This window comes from Bradyrhizobium sp. B124 (genome assembly GCF_038967635.1).
In the GTDB taxonomy this organism is placed as follows: Bacteria; Pseudomonadota; Alphaproteobacteria; order Rhizobiales; family Xanthobacteraceae; genus Bradyrhizobium.
In genome coordinates this window covers 8,889,195-8,905,712 of the sequence record NZ_CP152413.1, presented here as the reverse complement: position 1 = coordinate 8,905,712, position 16,518 = coordinate 8,889,195, and the positions used below count along the sequence as shown (strand labels likewise).

The following is a 16,518-nucleotide window of genomic DNA, read 5'->3' as shown; positions in this document are numbered from 1 at the left end:
ATCATGCGTTATCCATCCAGCCCGAGATTCTTCAGCCCCTCATTGAGCTGACGCAACCGGTCCGCATCATTGGCCACCGCCTGACGGGCATCCGCAAGTGCGCTCATCGCCTTGCCGCGCTCTCCCATCACGAGATAGGCGCGAACCAGCCGCAGCCAGCCCTCGACGTCGTCGCCGTTGGTCTTCAGCCGCGTCGCCAGCCGATCGACCATACCCTTGATCATGATGCCGCGATCGGCCTCGCTCATGTCCTTGGCCGCCGCCACCGCGCCATCCGGCAGCGCGGGCGCGCTGGCGCCAGCGGGTGCACCGACTCCGCCGACCCGTACCAGCGCAGCCTGCACCAGCGGCCGCCATGGCGCGTCCGACGGCGCCTTCGCCAGCATCTTCTGCCAGATCGCGGCGGCGTCGGCCTTGCGGCCGTCCTGCTCGGCGGCGAGGCCGAGGAAATAATTGGCCTTGGCGTCGTCGCCATTCAGCGCGACCGAGCGCTCGAACTCCGCCTTGGCGTCGGCGGTGACGACGCCGCCGGCGCTCCCCATCAACGCCTCGCCGAGATCGACGCGGCGATCGGCGCTGTCGCCAGCATAGGTGATGGCATTGCGATAGGCACGGACGGCATCATCGTAGCGGCCAAGGCGCGACAGCACCGGCGCCAGCACCGTCCAGCCGCGGCCGTCGGTCGGGTTCTTTTCCAGATGGGCCTCGACCTGCGCGACCAGATTGGTGAGCGGCTGGTTGGCATCGGCCACCCGGCTGCGCTCGGCGAGCGGAAAGTCGCCAAGCCGCGGCGAGCCGAGCGCGAGATAGAAGCCCGAAGCGATGACCGGCAACCCGACCAGGGCCACGATCGCAGCAGTGCGCCGCAGGCTGAGACTGCCCTGCACCGGGGCTTCGCGCCCGCTCTGGTCGGCGGCGGCCAGCAGCCGGCGGCTGATCTCGATCCGCGCAGCATCGGCCTCGGCGGCGCCGATGATGCCGGCGGCCATGTCGCGGTCGATTTCGGCGAGCTGGTCCCGGTAGACCACGACCTCGCTGCCGCCGGTATTCGCCCGTCCGCGGCGGCTGAGCGGCCACAGCACGGCAAAGATCGCCGCGACCGTCATCAGCGCGAACACAAACCACAACGTCATCAAGCGGTTCCCGGATGGACCGGCGGCCTCACACGAGCCGCCTTAGAATCGCTTTACACTACCCGTGGCGAGCCCGGCAATTGACAATTGCTGGATCGACCGAAGGTCGAAATCAGCCGGTTTCCGGTGCCGTTCCGGCGGACTTGCAGCGGGCGTCACCGGACGAAGGGGCCTGCGACCAAAATATCGAAAACAACCCCATGCACAGTAGCCGGCGAGCGCCCGCCGGCGCTCGAATGCCGACTTGACACGTCGGGCAAATCAGCGCCACACTTCCATTATTCCGAAATTACGCAACTGCTTGCGGTCCCGGCCGTGGGTGGGATCCCATGTTATGGCGCAAACTCCACAGACGGCTTAATCGTCATCGCCGCAGTGCGACATGGCCCCACTGGCGTACTTCTGCGCGTCCTTTGGCCATAGATGGACGCTGTCGCGTATGTTGTCGATACAACGCTGACGGCGCTCCTCCCTCATCTTTGAGATTCTAGACTGAAACTCAGTGTCGGTCATGCGAGGGATTGGATTGCTACCCAACCAAGAAATTAGCCCGACAATCCCAAAGATTGCCGCAACAGCCCCAAGACAGCCGATGGTCTCATTCACCTTCGCATCGGACATCCAGAATTCCTCCAGCACCACCTGTCCAAGCCTTAGCGCTGCAACGCGCGAAAGAACGAAGATCGCCGCAGTGAAGCCAGCCCGGCCCGGTGCGGGCTCAAGGTTCCCGAAGAAACCTTAGAAACCTTTCCGCAACCAGAATCATTGTCTAATCGAGATTCTTTGATTTCTTGGGAGCTAGTGATGCCGCATGTCGCTGAGAAAATCCGAGATCTCTACCAGGAATTTGGCTGCACGGCTGTCATTCGCCCTTTCACACACCAGGATGGAGTAACGGGTCAAACCGTGTCCGTCACGATCTCGCCCCAGTACTCCATCCTGCGTGTCGGTAATCGCGAGTACTATTTTACGCGCGAGAGCGGAACCTTCGACGGTACTGCTACCGCTGAGGAGTGATCGTCTTCGTCTGCTGCGCTTCCCAAGTACGAGCCTGTGCTTCAGTGATCGGGCCGACGACCACATACATCTTGCCGCCGGGCCAGCGCTGCTGATGTTCAGCTTCACGTCGCTTCGGATCGATCGTGATGCCAGAGTGTTTTTTGTCGTTGCCGACGTAGAAGTGGTATCCGTAGTAATTCGAGGCCATTCGGCCCTCCATGCTGGACATGCCGTACGCTAACGGCATGCATGCGAGGGTTGGGCCTTGACCGGAGTCCACGATCCGAGTCTAATTCGAATCGCTGTGTAGGATGCGTCCTGCGCCCAACCCTCTGGGTGATGCAGGAACCGATACGCGAAGCCGCCGAGACCTGATCCGTCCGGCGGCTTTTGCGCGAATCGGTCGCCAACGAGAGATTTATGCTGATTCGGTTGTGAGTCGCATAGATGTCGAACGTGAGATTTTTCTGTTGACGATGACAGAATCGACTTTGTCTACGAATCAGCTTGATCATTCGCCGAGATGACGCTCCCAGTAGCCAGCAAGGTCCACTGACTTGCTGCGCTTCAATGCAAGCGCGGCAATCCGGTTTACATGACCGCCATTGGAGACGCGGCGGCTGTCCTTGCGCCATGAGGACTGCTGCGCATAACCGCACGAGATACGCGCCAGCGATATGATGGTGGATACCGATCTCTGCGCGACGCAGACGGCTCCTCAGCCTGATCTTAGGTGCGATGCACAGCGACTATGGTCCGCCAGAAGCAGGCCACAGCTTCTCTACAACCTCACGACTGGTCATAAAGTTCGTCCAGTCCTGCGTGCGCCCAAATCTCTGTTGGCCGATCCTAGTCGGCTTCTCCACATGGACCCAAGCATCTTTGACTAGAGGCAGGATCATGTATCCGGCCTCCAGTTCATGTGTCCCCCAGAAACTCAGTGGGATGGGTTCGAATGGCATTCCACGCTCTGTTCTAGTCCCCCAGACGGGAAGCTTCCCGTCACGGGCCATTTGCCTAACGTCTCTGACAGTCTTGTAAAAGGGTGCCTTGGCGCTCCACTCATCACCGTAATCAACTCTGTCGTTCCAGCGACCGAGATGCGCCCTCCAGATTGCATCGAGCAAAGGGACATCACGGGGAGCATGGCTGTATCGAGAAACGGCCTGGTTTTCACTCGCCCTTTCGCCGCGCCGGGCTATAACGGCCGCAACAAGAATGAGCGCTGCGGCTAGCGCAATTCCTCCCCAAAACGTGAGAGGAATGAAATATCCACTCAGGTGGAGATAATCAGGCGCGACCATCATAGCCGCCCCCAACGGGACCGCCGCAACGGCCAACAGAATCGCAATGAGGTAGTCGCGCCGCATCTGCCCGCTTTAGTCGTCCTTTGACATCAGATTGCTGCAATATCCGCAGAGAGAACTTGAGTCATCTGACACATTGTTTGGAGTGAGCGGCTCACCGCACCTGTCGCAGTCTTCAAGTGAGAGGAAGCAATTGGTGCACTGGTTTTCTTCCTCCCAGATTACATACGTTTTGGCCGTACACTCAGGACACAAGCCGAGAGGGTCCTCTCCGCCATCCTTTACCGACGAGTAGCTCTCGTACTCAAAATGAGCTTCGAGGGCCGTTTCCATCAACGTGATGGCGTCGATCTTCTCGCCGCATTGTCTGCACTGCGCATCAGCAAAGCCAGATTCATTGCGAGTTTGGTCGAGCCGGTAGACGAGATGAGAGCTGCACTTGGGACAGGGTCGCGCGGCTTGCGACAAGCTTTCGGACTTCCAGTCGACGCCGTCAAACGTCTCGGTGCATTGCTTAAGTTCCCGGTCGTATAGTTCCTTGGCGCCGAGCATGACAGTCCAGCTATCGCCGAGATGTTCGTTGGGTTGCTCCTTCAGCAAATTGAACAGGTCGACCACGACGGGGAACGCGCGGGCAATAGCCTCGCGAACCTTCTTGCTCGAAGCGTTGCTGTAGTAGTGCTCCATGTCATTGCGGATGCTGTTCAGGTCGGCGAGCTTCGAGCGGTCGATGCTCAGCCCGAAATCCTTGAACCGCTGGCCAAGCTCGTTGAAGTCGACCGTCTTGTTATTGGCCTCGAAAGTCACGCCGCCATTACCGTCAGGGACCGGCACGAACTTGGTTCCGAGCACGTCTTTGACCGCAGCCTTCGGCGCCGCGCGGACCAGCACTTCTTTAGCGAGCAGCAGCGTGCCGGCGTAGAAATTGCGCACGGCCGAAAGCGCCCGCTTCGGGTCGTTGTGCTCGTAATCCTCGATGCCGAGCTGGATCGACTGGATGGCGTTATCGAATAGGGTATTCATGGCCCAAAACGGCCTCCCGGCAAAAAGTGGGCGCGGCTGCGGGACTTGAACCCGCGCGCTCCTGCCTTTAGGTATGTCTTGCGAGGACCACCTAAATCGTAAGCAGGGCTCTATCCATTGAGCTAAGCCGCGATATCGGAAGAGACGGTCAGCTTGCTTTGGCCGTCTCTAATTTCTTCTTCCTGAGCTTCTTCAGTTCGACCTCTTTGCTGAACTCAGGCTCCAGCTCTTTCAGCTTCTTGATGAGCCCGGTGAACAGGTAGCCGTTGTTCACCTGAGACTTCTTGCCGTTGAACCGCTCGACCCGCTTGATGAGCCCAGCCTCTTCAAGCTCAGTGATGTAGCGCTGGACCTGCCGAGGGCTTTTGCCCATGCGCCGCGCGATCGTGTCTTTGGCCGGGAACGGATACTTGTCCGCTTCCCACCAGTGCTCGCAGAGCTGGGCAAGAACATTGAACTGCGGCGGGCTGATCTTCAGCTTTGCTTGGGCGCGCAGGAGCAGGTTCGGCAACGCGGTGTAGCCGAGTTTCAAAACTTGTGGTGACCACTTATCCTCGGCTCGCTTGCCCGAGATTTTCTTCGGGAAGGGAATCACCGGGGCGGAGGTCGTTGGTGCGGTTGCTTCGGTCATGAACGCGATATGCTCCCAAACATTTTGCGCCACAAGGTCAGCCGACCCGCGAAGGGGAGACGAATCTGACTAGGGGCCTATACGTACTGCTGCGTGCTACGGTCCGATGAGTGCTACGTAATGGTATGCACTTATTCGTAGGACACGTGAGGCTCCCGGCCCCGGTCAGATATGTCTTCCCTGCCGAGACACCAGTGTCTCCCCAAAAATTTCAAAGCGCCTGCAGAACCGCTACTTCTTCCACGTGATAATCACGTCCTGGTGGGGCAAGCCGTCCTCCCACGAGAGCTGAATGCGGTGCCTGGTCGCGCCCATGTCGAAGACAAAGGCGGCGGGCCTGTAGAGCGCCGTGTCAAGGCCCGTGCCGGTCACGTCATGGTCGGCAGCGAGCAGCGCGAACTCCAAGCCCTGCAGGTCCAGCGTGATGCCCATGATCTCGTCACCGCCGGTCTTCACCACCGGCGCAATCTGGATGTTGTCGCGCCGCCAGAACTGGTGACCGAGCCCGCGTGTCAGATAAAAGCCCAACGGCTTCTTCCACTGCTTGGGATATTCCAGCAGCTCGACGATACGCAGCCGGTCGACAAAGTTCTGGTCGATGACCGCACCGTCGATAGCGAAGTTGCCCGAGACGCCGAAGATGGCGAGCGAGCGCAGCATCCAGCGTTCGACATCGTGGCCTGACAGCAGGAACAGCAGGCCCGGTCCGGTATCAGTCGTGCCGCACTTCTGGATTGCCTCGAAGAGCGCCGCGCCGACCGAGTCGATGGGCGACAGTAGACTGTTGTGGCGCTTGCACAGAGCGTTCGTGGTCAGCGCCGAGAATGGCAGCATCTTCTTGTCGCCGGGCTTCAGCCAGGGCGTGCCGCTGACTTCCACCTGCTTCTCGGCCAGAACCTTCAGGACGCTATGGCTGATGAGGTGCTCGCCGGAGATCTTGGTGTCGCAGGCGCCGGTCGCCGACATGTAGCAGCGGTCATGTTTGCCGGTCAGGCCGGTATTGTGCAGGTCCACCGCCACGGGCTTCTTGTGATAGGCATGCGCCGTCCAGCAGCATTCGCCGGCTGGCAGCCCGGTGCCGCAGATACAAGGCAGGCGCTTTCGTCGCTTGGCTTCACCCATAGTTCCCGCGAACTATACGCGATCCGCACGAATCACGGTGACAGTGCTGGACTGCACCGAAATTACCGTAATTACTCAGCGACACGTAGCGCAGCGCCGCTGGAATTACGCTGACAGTGCACTAAATGTCGCTACCCCGCGCGCGACGACTTCCGCTCGCCGGTCACGGCGTTCTCCGCCGCCCGGTTCATCAGCGAGGCGTAGTCGTGGCCGAACAGCACTTCGCAGAAGCGGATCGCGGCCTTGACCTGCTGCTGGCGGAAGGCGCGGACGCGGGGCTCGCCGCCGCGCAACGACTGCACCAGCCCCTCGGTCGACTGCTCGACATAGTGCTGCAGGTCCGAGAAGGTGCGCAGCGTCACCTCGTTGATGGCGAGCTCGCTGGCATAGGTGCGGCACACCGCGACGAAATCGATCAGCGCCGCGGCGTCCTCGACCTCGGACTGATCGATCTTGGCGCCGGCCGTGATGTCCTTGTCGGCGCGCTGACGCAGGATGCGGCGGACCCGGCCGGGCACGCTGTCGATCTCCGATTGCAGCGCGTTCGAGGTATCGGCACGGACCGAGGTGAGCTGGCGGCCGCAGGTGGAATCGTTGCGCAGGTCGAGCTCGGTGCGCAGGCCGCGCACGCCGTCATGCAGGGTCTTGAGCTGCTCGCCGACATAATCGAAATGCCCGCGCTTGATGTCGGTGCGCAGGCAGGCCGCGACGAACGATAAATCATGCAGCGCGATGGTGACGGCGATGCCGTACGGCGTTGCGGCAACCCGCAGTTCGTCGTCGGAGGCCGCCATCTTGATGGCGAGGCGGATGATCTGCCACGGCGCGGCGAGCCGCTGCGTAATCAATGACAGCGCGAACGGCAGCAGTTGCGGCGTCTGCAGCGACGGCAGCTTGAGCGCCTCCATCGCCGAGGCGATCTGGGAATCGGCAAACACGCGGATCTGGCTCGGCAGCCGGCTGCCCAGGGTCTCCAGCGCCTCGCGGGCCTGCAGCACCAGGCCGATCGGCAGCAGGTCCTCGACCACGCTCGGCGGGCCGACGCGCGCCAGCGCGCGCTGGCGGTCGTCCTGGCTCGGCCCCGCGATCTTGAGGATGGCTTCCGCAGCCGCGAGCTGGAACTTGCGTGTGGCGACCTCCATCGGGCCGCTCTCCGGGGCCACCGCCAGCGCCGCCTCGAATTCGCGGGCAGCCTCAGGCGCGCCCTCGCGGGCCAGCCACTGCCAGATCGGCAGCAGCGAGGCGCGCCGCAGCTGGCCCGGCCGGGTCGGGAAATTGGTCTCGGCAAGGAACGGCTCGAGCGGCCGGAACAGCAGCCGCGCCGGGTCGTCGCTCCGCGGCTGGACCTGTTCGTCCTCCTCGGCGCCGCGCGCGATCTTGCGCAGTTGCTCCAGCACCAGATTGGCGACGGTGGCGTCCTCGCCACGTTCGACGGCGCGCTCCAGCTCTCGCATCAGCAGCGCCTGCGATTGCGGCGGAAGCTGCGCGAGATAATCCCTCAGCCGCTCGGTCGATTTCTGGCTCATGCGCCCGGTCGTGAAAGCTTGGTGCCCGGCAAACGCCGCAGCCCGTCCGCCCGCGATGATAGAGGTGGGCGCGTTAAGAAGCCGTTTAGGAATAATAGCGGGTCGAGCCGCCCAAAAGGCTGCGCCGCGTCCGCAGGCCAATTCGCATATGACGTCCGCGAAGATTGTCCGCGAGCTCTCCTCGCCTCCCCCCGCAAGCGGGTGCTGTCCTCATTCGGACACGCGCTCCGGGAAACCAGGACATTTGTCAAACGCCCTGGAAAAAGTGGCAGTTTATTTGCGTTCGATTCACACAGGTGATTTCTGGAACAGCCCGCTGATTCAATCCTTTCGGAACTGGGCAGGGTGTTTCATTAAGATCAAATTACAGCCCAGAAGGGGCCGTCAATTATCGGCAACCGGCGGTTCGGCGTGAGAATGGGAATAAAGAACGGCTCCAGCATCACCTCCAAGGGTGCTGGGGCCGTTTCTTTGCGCGCCACAGGAACGAGGCGTGTTGGCTGGCGGTTGTTTTATGTCCGGCGTCCCCGCCGGGCGCGTCGGATGACGTTTGTAAACTCGGTCCCGGCTTGCGCCCCCTCGCTGGGGCCGTTTCTTTTTCACGGTTAGGAACAGCCCCCGGTGACGTTCCGTTGTCGCGTGGTCCCGGTGCTCAAGACGGACAGCACTTGGACACGGCCTCAGCGTTCCCCCGGCGCTGGGGCCGTTGCGCGTCACGCGCACTGGCCGTTCGGCTCCAGCGGCACACGGCATCCAGCAAATCACCGATCGTCCAAACCTGCTTAGCAATAACAAGCGCGACAGCTGGCGTAGTCCGCAGTGCATCATGCACGCGGCAGAGATTGATGGTGACGTCGGCAAAGAGTTTCTAGGTCGCGGATGATTGCAGCCCCCCAGCGCGCAGCCATTCGGTCATGCTAGCGCCAGCCTCAGCCTGCCGGGCTAGCTTCAGGAGCGCTTCTCTCTCGATACCTGGGGCGAGCGCTTCGGCCTGTTCGCGTAGCTCTCTGGCTCTCTCAACAAGGCGCGCTTCAAGTGAATCGGTGTGTCTGACCCGACGTCGAATTTGGCCCATGTGACCTTTTTCCTCGCTCAGTTCCTTACGGGAACGGGGCTGTAAATCCACATGGGAATGCAAAGTTCCTATCGGGCTTCCTTCATGGTCCGCTCGACTTCATCGGCTAGCGTCCGGTGATGTGCGGCCAACCTAGCGAACAGTTCTTTCTTGGACTTATTGGTCGCCAGCTTGCTGATTAGCTCGCACTCTTCCGCCTCGACACGAAGCTTCTCCAAGTGCGCCTGCATGTCCTTCATGGGCCGTCTCCCGAGATCGGGGGATGATTGCACGGGGAACAAGCCGCACAATACGACTTCTGGAACTCCGTTCACCCACGGAGAACCCCGGGATTGGATCTGAACCTTTGATCTAGATCATGGGCAAGAACAGATGGCGTCCCGCACGAGGGCTTAAATACGGACGGCACCTGCAAGCGGGAGCGGGTGCGAACCGCCTTCGCGACCGCCATTTAACCGAATTCCATCATGCCCTACACCGCCGGCAGCATGAGCTCGGCCCGCAGGCCGCCGATCGGCGCGTCATTCAGGGCGAGCTTGCCGCCATAGAGGCCGGCGAGATCGGTCACGATCGACAGGCCGAGCCCCGAGCCGGGCTTCGATTCGTCGAGCCGCTGGCCGCGCCGCGCCACCTGGGCGCGCTCGTCCTCGGACAGGCCGCGGCCGTCGTCATCGACCACGATGCGCAGCTTCGGCCCGGCGCCCGGGGCCTCCGGCGGCACGACGGTGACCTCGATAAACACCTGCGAGGCCGCCCATTTGCAGGCGTTGTCGACGAGATTGCCGACCATCTCCTCGAGGTCCTGCCGCTCGCCGCGAAACCCCGCCGCCGGGTCGGCCTTCGCCTCGATCGCGAGATCGCGATCGCGATGGATCTTCTCCATGGTCCGGCGCAGCGCCTCGATGACAGGGGCGACGTCGGTGATGGTGCTGACGATGGTGGCCCGGGCGGCGATCCGCGCGCGCTCGAGATGGTGCGCGACCTGGTCGCGCATCAGATCGGCCTGCTCCAGCACCTTGCTGGCAAAGGGATCGCCGGCATGGGCGCCGGCTTCGTTCACGATCACCGACAGCGGCGTCTTGATCGCATGGGCGAGATTGCCGACATGGGTGCGCGAGCGCTCGACGATCTCCCGGTTGGCATCGATCAGCGCGTTGGTCTCGCGCGCGAGCGGCGCGATCTCGACCGGAAACCGGCCCTCCAGCCGCTCGGCGCGGCCGGAACGGATATCGGCAATCGAATCCGAAATGCGCTTGAGCGGCGCGAGGCCGTAGCGCACCTGGAAGATCGTGGTCAGCAGCAGCACGATGCCGAGGGCTGCGAAGGTGCCGCCGAGATAATAGTCGAAGCTGCGCGTCTCATCGAAGATCTCGGTCGCATCGCCGGCGACGCTGACCAGGAACTTGCCGTCGGCGCCGAGGTCGACCGGGCGCTCGACCACACGCAGGCTCTGGCCTTCGGGTCCATCGACATAGCCGAGGCGGACCCCGGCGGCAGTCAGCTCGGCGCCGTGCTCCTCGAGCTTCGGCAGCTTCTTGTCCCACAGCGAACGCGAGGCGCGGGTTTCGCCCTTCTCGGTATCGGTGCGGGTGATCTGCCAGTACCAGCCCGACAGCGGAAGGTCGAACAGCGGCTCGCCGAGCGACTGGAACTGGCGGTCCGCCGGCTCGTCCGGCGTCGCCACTTCGGCGATCAGGGTGCGCAGATAGAGATTGAGCCGCCGGTCGAAGGCGCGCTCGGTGGCGTCGCGATAGACCGACGACAGGATGACGCCGGTGATCGCCAGGATCACCACCACCCAGGCGGTCGCCGAGACGAACAGGCGGGTCGCAAGCGAGCTGCCGCCCATCAGGACACAGGCTCGAACAGCGTGTCAGCGGCAATAGACGTCAGGGACTCAAACATTGGCGAATCCAGTTCTCCCGGCGCGGATCATGCCAATGCCCGTGTACGCCGATCAAGCGCTCTAAGAACATGATCCGATTGAACAGGATATGCTCTCATCCTTTTGTTTGGTCGCGTCTTCTTCACGCGAGCGAACTGGTTATCCACTTCGCTCGAAAACGCTTTAAGTCGGCGGCGACAGCATGTAGCCGAGGCCCCGAACAGTCTGGATGATATCGACTTCCAGCTTCTTGCGGATGCGGCCGACGAACACCTCGATGGTGTTGGAGTCGCGGTCGAAGTCCTGGTCGTAGAGATGCTCGACCAGTTCGGTGCGCGAGACCACCCGCCCGGTGTGGTGCATCAGATAATCAAGCAGGTTGTACTCGTGCGAGGTCAGCTTGATCGGGTTGCCGTTGACGGTGACCCGCTTGGTCCGGGTATTCAGCGCCACCGGCCCGCAGGTCAGCTCGACCTGGGCATGCCCGGTCGCGCGGCGCAGCAGCGCGCGGATCCGCGCCAGCACCTCCTCCAGATGGAAGGGCTTTGCGACATAGTCGTCGGCGCCGGCATCGAACCCCTGAACCTTGTCGCTCCAGCGGTCGCGCGCGGTGAGAATCAGCACCGGCATCACCCGCTTGTTCCGCCGCCAGGCCTCGAGCACCGAGATACCGTCCATCTTCGGCAGGCCGATATCCAGCACGACAGCGTCGTAGGGCTCGCTGTCGCCAAGGAAATGCCCCTCCTCGCCGTCGAACGCGCGATCGACCACATAGCCGGCGTCCGTCAGGGCGGTGGTGAGCTGGCGGTTCAGATCCGGGTCATCCTCAACGACGAGCAGACGCACTTTGGCCTCCGAGAGTGAGCATTGCGATATTCCGGCATCAAATGAGGCTCCCGGCCGTGAACGGCCTATGAATGGAGCCGCAGGGCAAACCTTATTTTTTCGTCAGGTGCACCATCCCGGGAACCCGCGCAAGCGCGACAGGTTCCCGCAAAGAGATGCGCGCCAGGTGGGACCGAGTTTCAGCATACGGTATTTTAATACCTATAATTTGGCAACAGGACGACGCGTCGTGTCGGTCACAGTCGGCGGGCAAGTTAACCTTCGGCCACCATTTCCATGTCGCTGGCACGAGTGATGCGCTAATCCAGCCGGGGGTCGTCTGCGGTACAGGACCGGGAATACTTTGTTGGAAATTTCACAGATACGGAAGTTCGGCGTGATTGCGGGCTGGCTCGCGCTTGCCTTTATCGCCTTCGTGACGCTATCGCCGATCCAGGACCGTCCGTCGTTTTTCCCCCCTCAGACCGAGCGCTTCGCCGCATACGCAGTGATGGCGATGGCCTTTGTGTTGGGTTACCCGCGGCGTACCGCGCTGATCGTGCTCTTTGTCGTCTTCAGCTCGTTCACACTCGAAGCGATGCAACTGCTGACACCGGACCGTCACGGCCGCCTGCTTGACGCGATCGTCAAGGTGGCGGGAGGTCTTGCCGGCATCGGCACCGGTCACCTCATCCTGCTGGTGCTGCGTAGTCAGTTCGGCCGGCTGAGGTCGCGCACGGACGCAGCTTAGTCTTCCGCCATTTTGGGCATGATCTCCTCACACCGTTCCGCGCTTGTCGCGACGGAAAGCCGCGCTTCGCACGTTTCCGGATCATGCCCTATCGCCGGCGCGGATGCGCCTTCTGGTGCCACGCCCAGGCCGAGCGAATGATGTAGCCGAGATCCGACCGGCTCGCCTTGAAGCCGAGGCCGCTTTCCGACCTGGAGGGATCGGCAACCAGGATCGGCGGATCGCCGGCCCTGCGTTCGCGCACCACGCTCGGCACCGCTTCACCGGTCTCGGCGCGGATCGCGTCGAGCACCTCGCGCACCGAATAGCCGGTGCCGGTGCCGAGGTTGAATACACCGCCGGCATGCCCCTTCAACAGCAGCTCGAGCGCCGCGATATGGGCGGCGGCGAGATCGTCGACATGGATGTAGTCGCGCACCGCGGTGCCGTCAGGCGTCTCATAGTCCTCGCCGAAGATCGCAAAGTCCGGCACGTGCCCGAGCAGCGCCATCAGGGCGCGCGGAATCAAATGCGTCTCGGGATCGCGGAGCTCGCCGATGGTGCCGGATGCATCGGCGCCGCAGGCGTTGAAGTAGCGCAGGCAGACCGATTTGAACTGATAGGCGGCGCGATAATCGTCGAGCATCTGCTCGATCATGAACTTGGAGCGGCCGTAGGGATTGACGGTCGGCCCTGCGGCGCTCTCCGGAATGGGATCGCGCCCGGCATTGCCATAGACGGCGCCGGTGCTGGAAAACACCAGGCGGTCGCAGCCTGCCTCACGCATGCCACGCAGCAGGCCGAGCGTGCCGGCAACGTTATTGCCAAAGTATTTCTGCGGATCCGCGACGGACTCGCCGACCGCGCTAAACGCGGCGAAGTGCATCACGGCCAGCGCATTGTGCTCGCGGATGGTGGCGGCGATCCTGTCATGATCGGCGACGTCGCCGATCACGAGCGGTCCCCATTGCACGAAATTGCGATGGCCGGTGGAGAGGTTATCATAGACGACCGGAACGAACCCGGCCTCGGCGACCGCCTTGGCGCAATGGGATCCGATGTATCCCGCGCCGCCCGTGATGAGGATCGAACCCCTGCTCGCCATTGAAAACGCCGTCCCTGCGCGGACCAATCCCGCGCCTCAACAATCGCAATGATGGGTACGACATTCCGTCCGGCGCAGCAAAATGACGATGGGAATAGCGTTAAGACCGAACGGATTTGCTGCCGCAGCAACGATTAACGCGTCGCAAGCGGCGCGTTGGCCAACTCAGATGCTATTAGACGCCGGCCTGTGCGAGGGCGGCCCAGCGACCGGGATTCGCCGGGGTCTGCATCCTGACCCAGCGATAGCGCGCCTGCGACCAGTTGCGGATCTGCGCGTTCAGATTGTCGAGCACGACATCGCCGCCCTGGGCGCGGACCACCAGCACGAGATGATGCTCGCCCCAGGAGGTCACCACCTCGCTCAGCAGCAGGTTGCGCATCGGCCAGCCGCGCGCCAGCAGCTCGTGGCGCTTGCTGACGGCATAGTCGTTGCAATCGCCGCGCGCCGGATTGATCAGCCATTCCTCGCCGGCGAGGCCACGCTCGTTGCGCTGTGGTGCGATGCTACGATTGACCGAGGCATTGACCTCGATCAGGTCGGCCATGCGCTGCTTGGTCAGACGTGTTGCGCCGCCGCGGAACACCACGCGGGCGCGCGGCTTCGGCTTGCATTCGTCGGCATAGCGCATGCAGAACATGATGTAGGCCATCGGCGCCAGCGTCGGCTCGCTGAAGCGGATCTTCTCGACCATGCCGCGCAGCGGCAGCGGCGAGCCGATCATTGCAGCCTGCGTTTGCTGCGCGCTGGTCCCGAGCGCGACGATGGCCAGAAGCAGGGCCATCACTCTCTTGACGTTGTACATTCTTCACTCCCCACAGTGAGGGGAAGCATGTACGGGAAATGTCTTGAGCTTAGGCTCAGGCGCGCGGCGGCATTTGCCTCAAATGCTCAGACGCGAGCGAGCAGTCCGTTAACCAAGCGAGGTTCGCGCGCCGGCAAGCCTTTCGGTTGCCGAACGATAACGCACATGCCGGTCAACGAATCGCGACTCCATCGCGCTTCCGGGCCATTTCTCCTGCTTGTTCGGAGGACGCCGCCGGCAGATGAAGCGGCCGTCGCGGCGCAGGATTTCTTGCTCCCATGCAGGCATGGTTAGCCTGATGTGAAGCAGCCGGAGCGCTCAGTTGAATCTAGACCGTCACGCGCTGCCGGGGTGCGATCCCGCACCAGCTCATGACGAGATCGGCGAGCGTCTTGATCTCGATATCCGCGGGCGTACCGCTGGCGAAATCGGCAACCGATTGCCCCAACGCGACGGCGCGAACATAGGCCGAGCGGCTTCCGATCATCGGTCCGATCTCTTCGTCGAGCGTATCCAGCTCCTCGATCAGCTGCTGGCCCTCGAGCGTGCGCTGGTCGACGCGGTTCGGCACGATCATGGCACGGAGCGCGGTTCGCCGCGTCGCGCGCACCTCGCGCACGATGTCGAGTGTCCGCGCAGTGGCCTCGATGTCGAGGCCGGACGGCGTACAGGGCATCAGCACGATATTGGCGACCGCGAGCACGGCGCCCAGCACCCGGTCGTTGGGCGCGGAATCCACGACGATGATCTGATGCGGAATCTGGCGCATCAGCCTGGCCCATTCGGCAACCGGCCGGGTTTCCGGATCAAGCTGGTAGACGGGAAACGACAAATTGCCGGGCTCGGCCCAGTGGCAGGCGGACGCCTGGGAGTCGGCGTCGACCAGTCCTACCAAGCCCGTACGCCGATCCAGTTCTGCAGCCAGCAAAACCGCAAGGGTCGTCTTTCCGACCCCGCCCTTGCGCTGGGCAACCGAGATGACAAGCGGCATCGCTAGCTCCTGGCGTTATCCCCCGTGCGCGCGCGCGAGGACACCTTCATCGACGAGCGTCAGCATCCGCGGCAGACAGACCCGCTTTGCGTCGTAATTGTCTCGCACAAAGCTCCTCGCCTTCATCCGCATCTTCTTGAAGGCTTTCGGCCGTGACAGCACCGAGACGACCTGATCCGACAACGCATCAATATCAAAAAACGGCGCCAGCAGGCCGTTGCCGTCCGAGATGATATCGCGAAGCGGGGCGGTGTCGGATGCCACCACCGCACATCCCGCACTCATGGCCTCCAGCAGCGACCATGACAGCACGAAGGGATAGGTCAGATAGACGTGCACCGAGGATATCTGCAGCAGCGCGAGATACTGGTCCCGCGGAATCCGGCCGAGGAAATGCACGCGGCGCAGGTCGATGTCCGATCTGATTTCGTCGAGGAACATCGACTTCCAGCTCGAGCCCTTCGGCGGATTCGCGCCGTAGGATGTCCCGCTGCCGCCGACGATCACGACCTGCGCATTCGGCCGCGCAGCCAATATCCTCGGCAGCGATCGCATGAAGACATGGAATCCGCGCACCGGCTCCAAATTGCGCGAGACGTAGGTGATCACCTCGTCGTCCGCCGACAGTGTCGCGCCGTTCGGAAGCTGAAACCTGGCGACGGGATTGGGCTTCACCTCGTCGGTGTCGACGCCCTCGTGGATGACATCGATCTTGCTCTGAAACTCGCGGGGAAAGGTCGACCTCTGCCATGGCGTCGGCGAAACGCCGGAATCGCATTCCGTGAGCGCCAGCAGCGTCGTCGCGTTCTTCAGATGAAGCGCGACATTGCCGTCGAGGCCCGTCATCGGAAACTCGGGATCGAAGCCGACGTCCCTGCCCTCGGCGCCGTAGTAGAATTCGCAATAGAGGATGATCCGCGCTTTCGGAAACATCGTGCGCAGCGGCAGCGTCTCCCCCCAACCGGGATGCGCGAAGATCAGGTCGGGCACGAAGCCCTGCCCCGACAGCGACGACAGCGCATACAGGACCTCTTCGGCACGCCGCGCCTCGACGTCGAAGCGGCGGGCAAAGGGATGGACCATCGCGGAGTCCGACTTGGTCGTCGAATATTTCAGCAGCCGGATATCCCGCGTCGTGCTCGCGGTCGATGAACCGACCGCAACGACCTTGTTTCCGGGCTGCTCCGCGAGCGCACGCGCAATGTGGCGGTACTGGGCTGGAAAGTTGTTGTGGACGAAGAGGACGTTCATTGGCGGGCGGGCGCGCCCCCCGGCCGCGCGGTCTTCGGTTGGGGTCATGCTCGAGATCATGACCGGCAGGGTGTCTTCGATATGCACGTGCGAACTATCTCACCGGATTA

The 16,518-nt window shown here is 62.6% G+C and carries 14 protein-coding genes, 1 tRNA gene and 1 pseudogene; 1 reads left to right on the top strand and 15 read right to left on the bottom strand.

Annotation, left to right across the window (positions count from 1 at the left end; all coding sequences use genetic code 11):
* Positions 1 to 8: 8 nt before the first annotated feature.
* The 11 genes and pseudogenes from ccmI to AAFG13_RS41460 all read right to left on the bottom strand — a co-directional run bounded on the left by ccmI (position 9) and on the right by AAFG13_RS41460 (position 11,547).
* Positions 9 to 1,133: a c-type cytochrome biogenesis protein CcmI gene (gene ccmI / locus AAFG13_RS41510; RefSeq protein WP_342710591.1), complete on the bottom strand. Its 1,125-nt coding sequence runs from the start codon at positions 1,131 to 1,133 to the stop codon at positions 9 to 11.
* A 1,000-nt stretch (positions 1,134 to 2,133) separates the two neighbouring features.
* Positions 2,134 to 2,340: a hypothetical protein gene (locus AAFG13_RS41505; protein WP_342710590.1), complete on the bottom strand. Its 207-nt coding sequence runs from the start codon at positions 2,338 to 2,340 to the stop codon at positions 2,134 to 2,136.
* Positions 2,341 to 2,733: 393 nt separating this feature from the next.
* Positions 2,734 to 2,848, bottom strand: a pseudogene (locus AAFG13_RS41500) (IS1595 family transposase); the annotation flags it as partial.
* A gap of 663 nt (positions 2,849 to 3,511) precedes the next feature.
* Positions 3,512 to 4,462 (bottom strand): hypothetical protein, encoded by a 951-nt coding sequence (locus AAFG13_RS41495; RefSeq protein WP_342710589.1) that lies wholly within the window; start codon positions 4,460 to 4,462, stop codon positions 3,512 to 3,514.
* A gap of 27 nt (positions 4,463 to 4,489) precedes the next feature.
* Positions 4,490 to 4,594, bottom strand: a tRNA-OTHER gene (locus AAFG13_RS41490).
* A 16-nt stretch (positions 4,595 to 4,610) separates the two neighbouring features.
* Entirely contained in the window at positions 4,611 to 5,093 is a 483-nt protein-coding gene (locus AAFG13_RS41485; RefSeq protein ID WP_342710588.1) for a helix-turn-helix domain-containing protein, read from the bottom strand.
* Between the two features lie 231 nt (positions 5,094 to 5,324).
* On the bottom strand, positions 5,325 to 6,215 hold the full coding sequence (locus tag AAFG13_RS41480; protein ID WP_342710587.1) for a hypothetical protein: 891 nt from the start codon (positions 6,213 to 6,215) through the stop codon (positions 5,325 to 5,327).
* A 131-nt stretch (positions 6,216 to 6,346) separates the two neighbouring features.
* Entirely contained in the window at positions 6,347 to 7,741 is a 1,395-nt protein-coding gene (locus AAFG13_RS41475; RefSeq protein ID WP_342710585.1) for a hypothetical protein, read from the bottom strand.
* Positions 7,742 to 8,884: 1,143 nt separating this feature from the next.
* Positions 8,885 to 9,055, bottom strand: a complete 171-nt coding sequence (locus tag AAFG13_RS41470; protein ID WP_212311005.1) for a hypothetical protein — start codon at positions 9,053 to 9,055, stop codon at positions 8,885 to 8,887.
* Between the two features lie 233 nt (positions 9,056 to 9,288).
* Positions 9,289 to 10,665 carry a sensor histidine kinase gene (locus AAFG13_RS41465; protein WP_212311006.1) on the bottom strand — a complete coding sequence of 459 codons (1,377 nt, stop codon included), beginning with the start codon at positions 10,663 to 10,665 and terminating at the stop codon, positions 9,289 to 9,291.
* A gap of 219 nt (positions 10,666 to 10,884) precedes the next feature.
* Positions 10,885 to 11,547, bottom strand: coding sequence for a response regulator transcription factor (locus AAFG13_RS41460; RefSeq protein WP_092125249.1), 663 nt, complete (start codon positions 11,545 to 11,547; stop codon positions 10,885 to 10,887).
* Positions 11,548 to 11,893: 346 nt separating this feature from the next.
* Here AAFG13_RS41460 and AAFG13_RS41455 point away from each other — a divergent pair, with 346 nt between their 5' ends.
* Positions 11,894 to 12,277, top strand: coding sequence for a VanZ family protein (locus AAFG13_RS41455; protein WP_212311007.1), 384 nt, complete (start codon positions 11,894 to 11,896; stop codon positions 12,275 to 12,277).
* Positions 12,278 to 12,365: 88 nt separating this feature from the next.
* Here the strand turns inward: AAFG13_RS41455 and galE are convergent, their stop codons facing one another.
* From galE to AAFG13_RS41435, 4 genes are all read right to left on the bottom strand, one after another.
* Positions 12,366 to 13,361, bottom strand: coding sequence for a UDP-glucose 4-epimerase GalE (gene galE, locus AAFG13_RS41450; RefSeq protein ID WP_342710584.1), 996 nt, complete (start codon positions 13,359 to 13,361; stop codon positions 12,366 to 12,368).
* A gap of 175 nt (positions 13,362 to 13,536) precedes the next feature.
* Entirely contained in the window at positions 13,537 to 14,166 is a 630-nt protein-coding gene (locus AAFG13_RS41445; RefSeq protein WP_342710583.1) for a transglutaminase-like cysteine peptidase, read from the bottom strand.
* Positions 14,167 to 14,494: 328 nt separating this feature from the next.
* Entirely contained in the window at positions 14,495 to 15,157 is a 663-nt protein-coding gene (locus AAFG13_RS41440) for a ParA family protein (protein WP_092125246.1), read from the bottom strand.
* 15 nt (positions 15,158 to 15,172) lie between these two features.
* On the bottom strand, positions 15,173 to 16,456 hold the full coding sequence (locus AAFG13_RS41435) for a glycosyltransferase family 4 protein (protein ID WP_249131258.1): 1,284 nt from the start codon (positions 16,454 to 16,456) through the stop codon (positions 15,173 to 15,175).
* Positions 16,457 to 16,518 lie beyond the last annotated feature (62 nt).